Raw genomic sequence first — 13654 nt, forward strand, 5'->3', positions numbered from 1 at the left:
AGTCACGAACAGCTTGAGGTATCGTTGGCGCTTAGCGTGTTATTGCTCAGGATTTGCTGTACTGCGCTGTCGGTGGCGAGTCCGGCAGCGGGGCGAGCGGCGTAGTACTGCTTGAAGCAGGAGATCACTGTGCCGTTCATTGCCTTAATGGTGCCGTCCCAGGTCTGCTGATCCGGACCGGCCCACAGTTGCAGCAGTGTCGAGCCGATGTGCCCCTGGACAGCCGGTCCAGTTGCCCAGTTGGAATTCGGCGTCAGGTTTACGTAATAGCCATCGTCGAAAACGTAACGGTGATCGCCTAGCGTCCAGGCCGCCACCGCGTCTGCCCAGCCTTCGGTCCAGGCGCAAGTCTTTGAAGAGACGGTTTCAAAATGGTGATCACCGCAATTGGTCACCGTTGGGAAACCCTTATTCAACAAGTACTGCCAGGCATGTCCAGCCTCGTGCACAATAGTGTGCATCGATTGTGTCGAAGTGCTGCCAATCACCACAAATTTGGTGCCGCTGAGGTCCCAGTAAGCCGTTCCGGCATCGGTGTTAGTTCCGTTATCGATAGCGTCGCCCCAGGCGAAGGTAATCGCCTTGCACTGTCCATTGGCCTGATTGGCCACCCAGCAATCGGTACTGTTGTTTCCGTTAATACCCCAGAGGCTGGAGAGCGTGTCAACGATCTTGAAGGCACCAGCTTTCGCCGAGTCAACATTCAATCCGCCGAAGTTGGCACTGGTCAGATTGTGCTCATCGAAGTAGGTGCTGGCGTTGGACTTGTTCTTAGTGACTACTCGCCACAAATTGGTGCTGGCCGACTCGAAGACAATCTTGATCGAGCTGCTTGGAATGGAGGAGTCATAGCAGGCGCTAAAGCTGCCGTTGCTCGCGTCTGTTAGTCCCTGGCTCAACGTTGCGCCGGAGGACTTATTGACGAGTTTCCAATTCGCATTCCGAACTTTCGACGTCGTTGTCGGTACGGAGGAAGGGGTGGTGTCGGGGTCGACTGTGTTGGCCGCCGCCTCGGCATCCTTATACGAGTATGAAAGGGTGCCAGTTGCGCAGTTAGTGCTAGTGGTTACCGCATTGGCGGTGACACCGGTGGTTGAGACGCTTGCCGCGGTCAAAACCACTACGGCGGTCGCAGTGGTCAAAAAAGCTGACACCGCGGACCGAGAAGTTCGTTTCATGTTCACTCCCGTGTAAAAGTAAATTACCATTGCAATGTTACCTAGGTCACACTCCGAAGCATAGAACTGCCCGGCATGGCTGACAAGGGCAAAAAAATTATTACGCGGATTATGACGGTCATCGCTCAGGGGAGCTACAGCAGCCATGCCCTCGGGCTTAAGTCTGAATTCCGAGCTGAAAAGACAGCTGGCCCGTTAGCTTAGCGTTGCTGGCGTTGTCGCCAAGCAGTGCTGAGGTAACGGGCCAGGGTGGCGGGGGCCGTTGCGAGCCAGGAACGTCAGCCGGACCAGGCTAGATCGCCAGAGTTCGAACCTGCGAGATCATTGCTTGTCGCAACTAGCTTTCGCTGTCAGACTGTGCCCATGCGTTCCACCGAAATCAGCTGGCAACTCGATGGTATAGGGATGGCGGGTACTGCTGTTCGCCCGGACGGCGACGGTGTTTTTCCCGCGGTGATTTTTGTTGCCGGTAGCGGGCCTACTGACCGCGACTGGTGCTCGCCCTTGTTGCCGGGCAACAACGGTAGTGCTCGCCTTTTAGCGGAAGCCCTCGCCGAGTCCGGTATTGCTTCGCTACGTTATAACAAACGGGTGTCCGGGCCGCACCGTCTTGATAATGCTCAGAAACTCTTCGGACGGCTCAGTATGCAGTCGCATTTGGATGAGCTGTCTGCGGCTATCCAGGCACTTGCGGCACTAGAGTTTGTGGACCCGACGAGGATCATCGGACTCGGTAATAGTGAGGGCACCCTGCACCTTTTGCACTACACCATTAGCAATCTAAGCCCGGAACTCCGTGGCCTGGTGCTGGCAGCTCCGCCAGGCCGCCCTATTGAGGCTGTACTGCTTTCACAATTGCAGCTACAGCTAGCCCCTCTGCCCGGCGGCAAAGGCATGATGAAGCAGGTCCGGGAAGCTACTCAGCGTTTCTCTGCCGGCCAGGCGATGGATCCGGACGCCACTTTGCCCGATGGTGTCAAAGCGGTGCTTGCCAGTTTCGAGGCACCCGCCAATTTGCCGTTGGCGCGCGAGCTCTGGCAGGAATCAGCGACCGATTCGCTTGCCAAGGTAAATGTGCCGACCCTGGTGCTGATTGGTAGGAAAGACATCCAGATTGATACTCGGGCGGACGGTGAACCACTGCAGCAGGCCGCGGCGGGGAAGCCAAATATCAGTTTCGCCTTTCCGGCAAATGCCAACCACATCCTCAAAGAAGAAACTCGCAGCATAGCTGAACTCTCCAAGGCGCCCGGTACTGGTTATAACGAAATTGGTACCAAGCTTGACCAAGAGAGTTTGACGCTCATCCTGGATTGGTTCGCAAGGAACGTCGACCACTGAAACCTTTCAGTTGACTTTTCCGTCAAATGTAATAAAACCCGGTTACCAGCAAACTGAACAGTCGACGGCAGAAGCCGTTGACATTGAAGGAAGCGAGGAAACCAGGTGTTGATGGAGCGTGAGCGTACCTTTGAACAATTACACGGCCAGTATCAACAGAAGGTACTGAATTTTATACGTCGTAGAATTTCGTCCGAGGAGACCGCTCAAGAACTCACCGCCGATGTCTTCCGGATAGCCTGGCAAAAGTACAGCGAGATCCCGGAGACCTCGTTGCCTTGGCTTCTTTCGGTGGCACGCAACGTTATTGGAAATGCTTATCAAGCGCGTCAGCGAGCTCAGGAGTTACAGGAGCGGCTGATCGAGGCAGAGCGCGCTAAGGCGCGGAACGGTCTAGATCCGCAACCTCGTGGACGAGCTGAAGCACTGAATCTTTTACGGGATAAAGAACGCGAGATTCTCATTCTGGCTTATTGGGATGACCTCAGTATCCGGGATATTGCCATCGTCCTGGGCTGTTCGGAATCAGCTGCGAGCGTTCGACTTTACCGGGCTAGAAAAGCCTTTGCCTACGCGCTATCTCGGGGAAACAAGACTCAAGGAGAGCACTGAAATGGACTCGATCGAATTAATTCTCAGAAAGATGGACCCACTCGCGGCCGATGAGCTCGACCAGAAACCGGCTAGTGAAACGAATGATAATGTCGCCACCGCGGAGCCGATTGGCCCACCGGTAATAGCTCTCACTAGCAGACGTCGAGGCTACCGGCTCGCCGGAGCGGGCTTGGCGGCCGCCGCGGCCACTGCCTTGGTGATCGGTGGATTGTCCTTATTGCCGAATAATGCTCACGTCACAGTTGGCGCGGATGGCTCGGGAAAGCCCGCAAGCCCAACCTCAACGCCCTCGCAGAATGTTGCGCTGCCAGCCGTTGTAGTGCCGGTGATACCAAACGCTACCTCTGTCACCACGCCCGATGGCAAGCTAAATTTCGATCTGCCGAGTGGTTACAAGCTGGCTGCTGATCCACAAGCCGGAGTGTTAACCGACGATCCATACGGCGCTAAGTGGATTATCTATAACAACTTCAATAGTTTCACCGGAAATATCGGTCGCGCCAAACTGAACCCGGCAAAAACCAACCCCTCAGCCAATGCACCGATCGTCAGCAATCCGGCGACCGGTTGCGCCACCAGCGCGGCACCGCAGCGGAAGGCTTGGGTGATTGCCACTGCCCCCGCCGACGCCAGCCTGAGCGCGCTCAATGGCGGGCCGGTGGCAGTGCAGTTCGTGGTCTATCAGGATCTTAACAAAAGCTCAGGGCTGGGCCTCTCAGTTGAGCTTTCCGGAACCCCACGACCGCTTGGCCTGATTCCGGGTGGTTGCGGAGTGCCGGACAACTTCTTCGATTCGGCGGCCAAGGAATACGTAACGTTCACCGGCATGCCCTATAGCTTCGCCCAGAAAACCACTGACCCACTCGCCGGAAAAAAGATCAACACCCTGGCTGAGGCGAAAGAATTCACCAAGACCCCTGAATTCGATCAAATGATGAAGGTCTTTCAGTCGGTGAAATCTACCGGCTGAGCTTAGCCGCCCATGCTTGCCGTCCGCACCGCATCGCCCCGGTGCGGACGGCAAGTTTTTTGCGCGATATCCTGCAGGTGGAGTGAATCTTCACGGGAGCGGATATGAAGACTGGCATCAATCAGTCCATTGTTACCTTGGCCTCAGGCAAGCTACGGGGTTTTTCTCGAAGTGGGGTAGCGGCGTTTCTCGGCATTCCCTACGCCGCTTCTCCGGTGCACGAGAGACGCTTTGCCGCCCCACAGCCGCCGCCTGCTTGGCCGGGTATCCGAGATGCAAGTAGCGCAGGGCCGGCGATGCCTCAGGGGCCTTCCCGACTCGAGCTTGTAATGGGAGAACGTCATCCTGACTGGGCCGAAGACGGCTCACTGACGCTGAATGTCTGGACTCCCTCGCAAGCACTCTCGGACGACTCGCCCAGAGCAGTTCTGCTCTGGTTTCATGGCGGTGGTTTTAGCAGCGGCTCCGGTGGCTGGGATTGGTACCACGGGGCCCACTTAGCCGAATTGGGCAATATGGTGGTGGTAACGGCCAATTATCGCTTAGGCCCACTCGGCTACCTCTGGCTACCGGAGATTGGCGCTGAGAACCTTGGCTCGCAGGACCAAGCGGCGGCCTTGAACTGGGTGGTCGAAAACATCGGGTACTTCGGCGGGGATCCGAAGAAGATTACGGTTGGCGGCCAGTCCGCTGGCGCCTTCTCCAGTTTCCAGCTGGCTGCCCAACCAGCAAGTCGCGGCATGATCAAGCGGGTAATCGTCCAAAGCAGCCCTTGGGGACTTGAACCTCAGGACCCCGAGCTGGCGGCATCGCATGCGCGTAAATACTTGGGTCTTTTGGGAGTTGAAGAGCGGGCGAATCCGGCAGCTCAGCTGCGGCAGCTGCCGGTCGAAAGGCTGCTGGTCGGTTATGCGGAACTGGCTCGGGCAGTGGCGGGGCCGGGTAGCGTAGCGCCACCGATGTACCCGGTAGCGGGCGGCCCTGGCACCGCTCAGAACTGGCGACAGACTGTGGACAGCGGCTTACTGGATGGCATTGATATCTTGCTTGGCTCGACCCGCCACGAAATGACAGCGTTCTTCGCTTTCAACCCGCAGATCCAAGGCTTGGATCAAGCGGCCGGGAGAGCCTTTTTGGAAAGCATTTACGGTGAAAAAGCGGTTGAACTCTATCGCCAACACGAGACCCGGCTACCGCAAGCGAAACCTGCGGAAATCGTCACTGCGGTGCAGACCGAGCAAGTGTTCCAACGCGGTGCTGTGGAGCTGGCTCATCGTCATACAGAGCGCGGTAACCGCAGCTATCTCTATCAATGGGACTACCTACCGGAACCGGATCCCGCCAGTCTCGGTGCAACTCACTGCGGGGAGTTGCCGTTCTTGTTCGGCAATTTCGACAGTTTCCAGGACAGCCCAATGCTCGGGGAAGTACCGGAACGTCGCACTGCGCTCTGGCAATCCTTCGGCGGTGCACTAGCGAATTTTGTCAGCCGGGGAGTGCCTGGAGGAGACCCCGAATGGTTGCCATACAACGCAAGAACTCGAAACGAGCCTCAGCATTTCAGCTGAGCTAGCCAACACAGTCAGAGTAGAGCGATGGGGTGGACGGCGAGGTGCCTCGCCGTCCACCCCATCGCTAGACGTTTCTAAGCCCTAGCTCAGATGTGCTGCCAAGTGACCTTGACCCCGCTTGAGGTTGACGTTGCGGTGGCCTTGGTGGGCCCAGAGCCATCCTTCATATCCTTGAGCTGGTAGCTCGGATTTGAAACATCGGAGGCGCTGGCAGAGATTCCGCTGAAGCTCACGGAACCAAAGTTGCTCAACGAACCACCTGGATCTTCGGCAACTACTTCGGCAGTACCCTGGCCGGTACCGCCACCCTGGGTTTGCGAGTGACCGGTGCGGCTAAAGGTCCAGTTCTGGGTATGGTTCGTCTCGGTGATGGTGAAGTCGTCATCATCAGCCTTAGTGACAGTGGCGGTAACATTATCGCCAGCGGCCACCGGATAGTCCGGATATTCATAACCATCGCCGGCTATTGGGCCATCCGGAAAGAATTCTGCGAACAGACCGTAATGCTTCTGCCCATCTCGGCACCATTGGGCGGTGCCGATCTGCTCGAGCTTATCGTTATCAGCTCCGCTCAAACCGCCCAAACCGACCCAGATATAAGCAGTCGAGTCCTCTGTCGAGCTACAGGTGGCGGTCGTGGGCACCTTCCAGGAAGCGCTCACCTGGGTGAAGTTTGCGCCCTCATAGACGGCGCCGGAATAGATATTGATCGTACCGTTTGCGGCGGCCGCAGGAGCCGCATCGGCTAAAGCCCCGACAGCGGTAGAGCCGGCAATAAGGAGCGGCAGGGCAAAAGCGAGCGAGGTTTTCTTGAAGCTGAACAAAAATACTCCTAAATAGTTGGGATCCCGTTCAACGGCGTTGTCGAACGGCATTGGCTTAGGCGTTCATCAGAATGCTCGCCTGAGCTACACACCAGAACGAGCAATCTTCGACACTGTGGTAGTCACAAGAGACGACTATCGCTCAATCTGACTATCTTTCGAGCAATGGCAGAATATAATTCATTATTCGATCAAAACAGAACTAGTTTTTATCCACATCTTTTGTGTCTTAGTGTGATTGCAATCACACTAAGACACAAAATGACGGTACACCCGGAACTCCGAAGGGTCAATGGGTTTCCGTCAGGTCAAAAATGTACCGTCTGCTATCAGAGCGCCTCGCCCGCAGGAAGGGCTTCGCTGCGAGAATGCGGCGAGAATAAAATTAGTGAATGAGTTTGCCTTCGGCGTCGCGTGGCCGCACGGGATGCTCGCTCAGGATGGACAGCCGGTTGAAAGCGTTAATGGTGATCGCCACCCATTCGGCCGCCACAAAACAATCCTCACCAAGTACGCCCCTTGCCGCCGCTAAATCGGCCTGAGAATCATCTGTCAGGGGGAGTGAAGTTGCCGCCTCGGTAACTCCTAACACGGCGGCTTCGCGCTCGGTGAACACCTCAGTTTCCCGCCAGGCAGGCAAGACATCGAGCTTCTGTTGAGGAACTCCAGCCAATCGAGCCTGCCGGCAATGCAGATCCAGACAGAAGGTACAGCCATTGAGCTGTGAGGCCCTGACCTTGATCAACTCGGTTTCTTGCTCAGTTAGACCACGTTCCGCTGCTGCTTTGCTGACCACAGCCGAGTAAGCGGTAATCGCCTGCCAGGCCTCGGGGACTGACTTATCTAAGAAGGGGCGCATCAGTATTGCCCCTTAATGACGAAGTAGGAGCCACGAATAACTCCGGCCAGCTTCGATTTCTGCCGGGCAAACTTGAAACTGGCCGCCAATTCTTCGGGGACCTCCATTCCGTCGGCAAGCTTGAACCCAACCGCTCGCTTGCCGCCGTCGGCAATGCTGTACATCACGTTAATTGACAGACCGGACTGGTAGAACACGTAGTCCATCCGCAGGCCTTCCACCTCAAAGCTGGTAGCCTCGAGCGGGGTTGCCGCGATCTCCAAGCCACGCTCTTCCTTGAGAATGTGGGCAATCCGCTCGACCACCTCAGGAGCCTGCTCTGCTGGGCTCACGGTAAAGGCGTGATCGTATTTGTTTCGGAAATAGCGCGCCTCATTGGCTCGTAGCCCAGCAAGCGCATCAGCAACAGGGGAGGACTCCAACCCCACCGTCGAAACAGTTTCGAAATCAACAAGATAAGACAAAAGGCCTCCCGAATAGATCTACAAGAGCAACTGTATCCTGAGGATCCAGCGCGCTAGTTGTCTTCCGGGTAGATCATTTGAGCCGGTGGCCGACTCGTCCGCCTGGCCACGAAATAGTAGAGCAGCGCTGTTATCAAAAGGCCAACCAGCCAGGAGATATCTGCGCCACCCAGGAGTTCGGTGAGCGGGCCGGTGTAGAGCTTCTGCGCTAGGAACGGGATTTGCACGACGATACCCAACGCATAGACGAGCAGCGCTCTGACGTTCCAGGCGCCATATCGGCCCTGAGCGTCATACAGCGCCGGGATGTCGATACGTTCCTTGGAGATCAGGTAATAGTCGACCAGATTGATGGCCGACCAAGGAGTGAAGACCATCAGAAGCAGCAGCACAAAGTTCCGGAAATTATCGAGAAAATCAGCACTGGCAACCAGCGCAATAAGCATCGAAACCACCACGAAACCAATAATGTAGATCCCCCTGGTGATGGGGGAGACGCTGGTTCTGCTTCGAAAGGCTGTCACCGCAGTAAGGGCCGACATGAATCCACCGTAAGCATTGAGTACGTTCACCGTGAGCTTCCCCACCACAATGACTAGGTAGAGCACGATGGCGATGGCTGCCGGACCGGCCAACTGACCGATAAACCCGACCTGATCGGCCAGGAAAGCCTTTCCAGCGACCGCTGCCACCAACGCACCAAGCGACATGGCGCACTGCGAGCCGATCACGCTGCCCGCGAAAGTCGACCAGAAAGTCCGGCTCTCCGGGGTTTCTCTGGGCAGGTATCGCGAATAGTCTGCAACGTAGGGCCCGAAAGTGAGCTGCCAGCCAGCACCTAGCGCAATCGCGAGCAGAAAGGTGGGCATCTCAAAGGAAATCACATTAAGGTGCTGCAGCACGTCGTACTTGACGAACAAGCAGCCAGCCAAATAAGCAAAGCCGATAATCCCGGTCACGGTGGCAATCCGGCCAATCAAGTGAATCAACCGATAGCCGAAAATGGCGACAATTGCGGTGAGCGCGCCGAAGATCAAAATGCCGACCGCAGGGACATCTACTCCCAAGATCTTGTTGATCGCCTGGCCGGTGAGCACTGTACCGGTAGCGGCAAAGCCGAGGTACATCAAGATCACCAGCAGCAGTGGTATCGCGGCCCCACGTACGCCGAACTGGGCCCGGCTGGAGATCATCTGCGGCAAGCCCAGGCGTGGTCCCTGAGCCGCATGCAGTGCCATCACTACGCCGCCCAGCAGGTTTCCGATCAGCAGGCCAATGATCGCCCACAGCGCATCCGCGCCGAAAACCACCGCTAAAGCCCCGTCAACAATGGCGGTGATCTGCATATTCGCCCCAAACCACAGGGTGAATTGGCTGTGTGGCGTACCGTGGCGTTCGGCATCGGGCACCACGTCAATGGTGCGTTTCTCAACTGTCAGCCGCTGATCTTTGCGGACAGATTTTCCCATCGCCTGGCCTCCTCCACCGATTAGCTAATCGGCCAACTCCGTTGTTGCTCTGCTCGTTTCACCTCGCTCGATCAAGCCTAATGGCGAGCAGCGCAATTGCCAGGCAGGCTATCACTGGCAGCACCAACGGAAGAGTACCAAGCTGCGACGTCCAGGTTCCGCTGGGACTGCTGAGCGTGATGATTCCGGCAAAGATGGCGATGCCTAACGCGCCGCCGATCTGATTCGAGACGAAAAGCACTGTGCTGCCACTGGGAATTTTCTCCGCTGTCAGAGCACGATAGGTTGCCCCCACTGTGGGGCCGCCGACGCTGCCGGTGCCGAGACCGATGAGCAGCGAGAGCAGCGCGAACCACCACAGCGGGGCGGCTGCGCCGGCGAGAACGAAGAGCGTGGCGGCCAGCGCGGTGAGAATCGCGCCGAAGACCACTAGGGGCCTGGCGCCAATCCGGTCACTGAGACGGCCGGTCATTGGCATCGCGGTAAGAGTGCCAATCGCATAAGGGCCAATGAGAAGGCCAGCCGCTACCGGCGCTAAGCCGACGGCCTCGCGGTAGAACTGGGGCAAGCCGAAGAGCAAGGGATAAATTGCAGCTCCGACCAAAAGCATGATCAGCACCCCAGGGGCGAAGCCACGGGCCCGGAAAGTGCTGGGATCAATAATTGCCTGTTCGCCGCGACGACGCAGCCACCAGACAAAGAACAGAAGTGCCACAATTCCGCCACCGAGCAACGCCCAGACTCCACCGTCAACTCCACTCGCGGTCGCGGCCCGCGAAAGACCAGCAAGCAGCAGAACCGAAGCTGCCGATAAAAACAGGAGACCGAGCAGATCGAGAGCGGCATTCCCCGGTTCGTCCCGGGGCAGGATAAAAGCGGAGGCGACAAGGATCACGATCGCCGCAGTGGCGATAATGGCGAAAATCCAGCGCCAGCCGATCGATTCAACCAGAAGCCCGCCAAGCAATGGTCCGACTAAAGGGCCGAGCGACATGGATGCGCCCGCAATGCCCATCACTCTGCCCATCCGCGCGGGGCCAGCAGCCCGGGCGAGCGCGGTCAACATCACCGGTTCGAGCGCACCAGCGCCAAGGCCCTGAATAATCCGGAAGACAATCAGTAACGGCAATGATGGCGCCAAGGCGACGGCCACCGAACTTACTGTCAGCAGGCTGAGCGCGACTAACCAGGTGCGGCGGATGCCGAACCTACCGGAAGCCCATCCACTAATCGGTATTGCTACTCCTGCAGCGAGTAACGCGGCGGTGGCCACCCAATGTACCTGTTCTGCGTCCGCCGGAAAATCAGCGGCAATTTCGGGTACCGCAATGCCTATGATGGTCGCGGAAAGCAGGGAGAGAATGCCTCCAGGAATGAGGGTCGCCGCGATCGGTCCAATCCGACGAACAGTAGACTGAGCAGTATCTTCAATTGAACTCATGAGTTCAGTATACGCACCAGTTCAGTTTTGACCACCAGTTGGTAAAGTTAAGTCATGCGCCCTGATGAGTCCACCCCGTCCCGCACCACTCGAGGAAGTAAACGCGAGGAGATTGTGCGTGCAGCACTGAGGGTCTTTGGCCGCGATGGATACGCCGACGCGAGCGTGGACGAGATAGCCAAGGAAGCGGGGGTGGCCAAACCGACCATCTATACTCACTTCGGAGACAAAGCGGGCTTATTCACCGAGGTCATCGCCGATGCTTCCCATCGATCAAACACTCGAGTGAATGATGTTATTGATTCAATTGATGTGCGCCCCAAGAACTTGAGCAGCGAGTTGGAGCGACTCGGAAACGCACTTGTCGGCTGCCTACTAGACGACGACGGGGTCGCGGTGATGCGGCTTCAACTCGCGGAACGGCACCGTTTTCCCGAACTGCTTGATGAGATCAGGAACAGTAACCGAGACCGGACCATCGATCGACTGGCCGGCAAGCTCGCGCAGATGGCGGCTATTGGACTGCTTCGGCTAGCCGACCCTGATCGAGCCGCCCGCCATTTGATGGCCCTCGTCGGCGATGATCTGATCATTCGCAGCGGCTTCGGCTCCGTCCGCCTCGATCCCGAAACCGTGATAGCTCCAGTCCGGGCCGGCGTTGAAACCTTCCTCGAGGCCTTCGGTGCACCGACTGAACCCAGCTGACTACAGAATCCTGATATTTAGGTTTCCGGGGCGGAATCGATCCCGGATCTCCATCTTCGGACAACAGCACAACTGACCGTCTCGGGGGAGCGAGCAGTACGTGGTGTCACATGTTTACGGAGCTCATCGGCGAGAATATTGGTGTCATCTATGAGCGCCATTTAAATGAGTTGACTTGCTCCGAGAACGCCGCCATTGGGGTCGGCGAAGATCACGTTACGAAACCCCGGAGCGTCCGAAGGGGGCATTAACAAGGACCCGCCGAGTTCCAGCACGCGAGCAGCGAAGTCATCCGCATCGGTGATTTGGACGTTGACAGCCCAGTGCGCCGGAACGCCAGCTGCTGCCGGAGACTCAGTCGCCACAGCAATCACTTCATCGGTTGAGCCTAAATCAGCTAACTCATCTTCGGCAGCCGCGAGGCGCAGCTGAGTGATCTCAGAATCAGGCTTTGCCTCGAAGCGCCAGCCAAAAACTGCGCCGTAGAAGGTAGCTGCCGCAGCTAAATTGGGGGAGTGCAGCGCGGTTTTCTGCCAGGTCCCTGACGCTTGGGAAAGCTCTGCCACGGTCGGACTGCTACCTTGCCGCACCCCGAACACCGCCCCGCTTGGGTCCGAAAGTAAGGCGCTGCGTTCATCTGATGGGCCTTTTAACGGGCCTACGATCAAACTACCGCCGACTTGCTGGGCCTTGGACACAACTTCGTCAAGGTCTGCAACCAAGACATAACTCACCCAGGCGCCGCGATCCAGCATCGCCGGGGCCTGAGCCATCCCAGCCACCCGACGACCATTGAGCCGAGCAACGTGATACTCCCTTGACCCGCTGTCCTGGAAACTCCAGCCGAACAATTCACTATAGAAAGTCACGGCAGTATTGACGTCTGGCTGCAGAGACTCAACCCAGCATGGCGCACCGATTGGATACTTAGGTATTTCGATCATTGTTGCACTCCTTATTTCCTGCTCTCCTCAGTTTCCCGCGTCTTTTCCGCTGCCGCTATCCTGACGCCAGCGTCTGGTTAGTGTTTATTGCGGGAGTTCCTGCTGACTTGGCTTCGCGGATTCTAAAGTCGCACGCTCCTGCCTGCTGAGATAGGCATGCACCTGGGCGGCAACCTCGGTAATCGATTGGGGCGGCAGATAGGCGTCAGCGCCGGCTTCAAGAAGGCGACCCACCGGGCCTGAATAATTCACACCCAGTTCTTCGTCGTCAATTTCGGTAATGATGACCCGCGCTTGCGGAAACTGTTGGCGAAGTATCCCGAGCAGCTGTGGACTAACCGGGTGAATTAATAGCACCTCTGAACTGGCGGGCGCTTTGCTGAGATCGAGCACAATATAGTTTTCGCCAAATTCGTCGGAAAGCCGACGCCGTGCAGCGGACGCGAGCGGAATGGCGGTGGCTATCACTTTCACGCCATCAGGAACTGGATCCTGTTCTGGTTCTTCAGCGCTGGAGTCGACGATTGTGCCCGCTAAGACCAACGAGCGGAACTCAAGCACGCCGATCTCCTGCCCTGAATGCATCAGCTTGAGAGCAGCACCAATGATGGTCTCTTCGAGTTTTGCCCGTATCTCTGCTGGCAACTCGTCGAGATCCAGTTGCGGATCAACCCGCCGACTACTGCGCATACCCTCAGGCAGCCGTTCCGAGTTCGATTGAACCAGCAACTGGTGAGCTAATCGATTCCCAATCTCGTGTCATTAATTCAGCCTAGCTGGAAGCGCCCGATTGGCCCGGCAGGCTCTCGGCGAACGGCAAGACGTTATAGCCTGAGAAGATGACTGAGATGCTCGAGAGTGGTCCGTTTTTTCATGGCACTACCGCGGTTCTAAGCCCAGGCGATTTGCTTATCGCCGGGTTTCAGTCGAACTACCGACCCGAGGTAGTGATGAACCATGTCTACTTCACGGCCTTACGTGATGGCGCAGGTCTCGCCGCCGAGCTTGCGGTAGAGCTGAAGGGCGGGGGAGAGCCCCACGTTTATCAGGTCGAACCCATAGGCGCCTTTGAGGATGATCCAAACGTCACGGATAAGAAGTTCCCCGGGAATCCGACCCGCTCCTTTCGCAGCGCCGAGCCGTTGCGAATTATTCGCGAGATCAACGATTGGACCAGGCTCACCCCTGAGGCATTGCAGTTGTGGCGCGAGCGGTTGATCTCCAAGACGCCTGAAGAACGTGGCGAAATCCTCAACTGAGCTGTGCCGAGAGC

14 protein-coding genes are annotated in these 13654 nt (G+C 57.2%); 6 read left to right on the top strand and 8 right to left on the bottom strand.

The genetic code is table 11. From position 1 onward, the window contains the following. Positions 1–2: 2 nt before the first annotated feature. Positions 3–1178: a hypothetical protein gene (locus UM93_RS05200; RefSeq protein WP_045076911.1), complete on the bottom strand. Its 1176-nt coding sequence runs from the start codon at positions 1176–1178 to the stop codon at positions 3–5. A 363-nt stretch (positions 1179–1541) separates the two neighbouring features. On the opposite strand from UM93_RS05200, the gene UM93_RS05205 reads away from it, so the two are divergent. From UM93_RS05205 to UM93_RS05220, 4 genes are all read left to right on the top strand, one after another. Beyond that, a complete protein-coding gene (locus UM93_RS05205; RefSeq protein WP_045074140.1) occupies positions 1542–2519 on the top strand; it encodes an alpha/beta hydrolase family protein in 978 nt (325 codons plus the stop codon). A gap of 111 nt (positions 2520–2630) precedes the next feature. Continuing rightward, the gene (locus UM93_RS05210; RefSeq protein WP_234399414.1) at positions 2631–3131 is read left to right on the top strand and encodes an RNA polymerase sigma factor; all 501 of its coding nucleotides are present in this window, start codon (positions 2631–2633) and stop codon (positions 3129–3131) included. Between the two features lie 31 nt (positions 3132–3162). After that, a complete protein-coding gene (locus tag UM93_RS05215) occupies positions 3163–4104 on the top strand; it encodes a hypothetical protein (RefSeq protein ID WP_157874105.1) in 942 nt (313 codons plus the stop codon). 104 nt (positions 4105–4208) lie between these two features. Further along, the gene (locus UM93_RS05220) at positions 4209–5672 is read left to right on the top strand and encodes a carboxylesterase family protein (protein WP_045074146.1); all 1464 of its coding nucleotides are present in this window, start codon (positions 4209–4211) and stop codon (positions 5670–5672) included. Between the two features lie 89 nt (positions 5673–5761). Here the strand turns inward: UM93_RS05220 and UM93_RS05225 are convergent, their stop codons facing one another. The 5 genes from UM93_RS05225 to UM93_RS05245 all read right to left on the bottom strand — a co-directional run bounded on the left by UM93_RS05225 (position 5762) and on the right by UM93_RS05245 (position 10732). Further along, entirely contained in the window at positions 5762–6550 is a 789-nt protein-coding gene (locus tag UM93_RS05225) for a G1 family glutamic endopeptidase (protein WP_052663639.1), read from the bottom strand. 334 nt (positions 6551–6884) lie between these two features. Next, positions 6885–7358 carry a carboxymuconolactone decarboxylase family protein gene (locus tag UM93_RS05230; RefSeq protein WP_045074148.1) on the bottom strand — a complete coding sequence of 158 codons (474 nt, stop codon included), beginning with the start codon at positions 7356–7358 and terminating at the stop codon, positions 6885–6887. Further along, complete coding sequence (locus UM93_RS05235) at positions 7358–7822, bottom strand: hypothetical protein (protein WP_045074150.1); 465 nt, start codon at positions 7820–7822, stop codon at positions 7358–7360. Before UM93_RS05235 ends, UM93_RS05230 begins: the two co-directional genes overlap by 1 nt. 53 nt (positions 7823–7875) lie before the next feature. Then, positions 7876–9291 (bottom strand): purine-cytosine permease family protein, encoded by a 1416-nt coding sequence (locus tag UM93_RS05240; protein WP_045074152.1) that lies wholly within the window; start codon positions 9289–9291, stop codon positions 7876–7878. Positions 9292–9349: 58 nt separating this feature from the next. Then, positions 9350–10732, bottom strand: a complete 1383-nt coding sequence (locus UM93_RS05245; RefSeq protein WP_052663640.1) for a DHA2 family efflux MFS transporter permease subunit — start codon at positions 10730–10732, stop codon at positions 9350–9352. 54 nt (positions 10733–10786) lie between these two features. On the opposite strand from UM93_RS05245, the gene UM93_RS05250 reads away from it, so the two are divergent. Next, positions 10787–11437, top strand: coding sequence for a TetR/AcrR family transcriptional regulator (locus tag UM93_RS05250; RefSeq protein ID WP_045074153.1), 651 nt, complete (start codon positions 10787–10789; stop codon positions 11435–11437). Positions 11438–11598: 161 nt separating this feature from the next. Here UM93_RS05250 and UM93_RS05255 read toward each other — a convergent pair whose 3' ends face one another. After that, a complete protein-coding gene (locus UM93_RS05255) occupies positions 11599–12381 on the bottom strand; it encodes a VOC family protein (RefSeq protein ID WP_045074155.1) in 783 nt (260 codons plus the stop codon). An 84-nt stretch (positions 12382–12465) separates the two neighbouring features. Further along, positions 12466–13071 (bottom strand): response regulator transcription factor, encoded by a 606-nt coding sequence (locus tag UM93_RS05260; RefSeq protein ID WP_045074157.1) that lies wholly within the window; start codon positions 13069–13071, stop codon positions 12466–12468. Positions 13072–13220: 149 nt separating this feature from the next. On the opposite strand from UM93_RS05260, the gene arr reads away from it, so the two are divergent. Beyond that, complete coding sequence (arr, locus tag UM93_RS05265; protein WP_045074158.1) at positions 13221–13640, top strand: NAD(+)--rifampin ADP-ribosyltransferase; 420 nt, start codon at positions 13221–13223, stop codon at positions 13638–13640. Positions 13641–13654: the final 14 nt, after the last annotated feature.

Origin of the sequence: Psychromicrobium lacuslunae (assembly GCF_000950575.1) — a bacterium.
Lineage (GTDB): Bacteria > Actinomycetota > Actinomycetes > Actinomycetales > Micrococcaceae > Renibacterium > Renibacterium lacuslunae.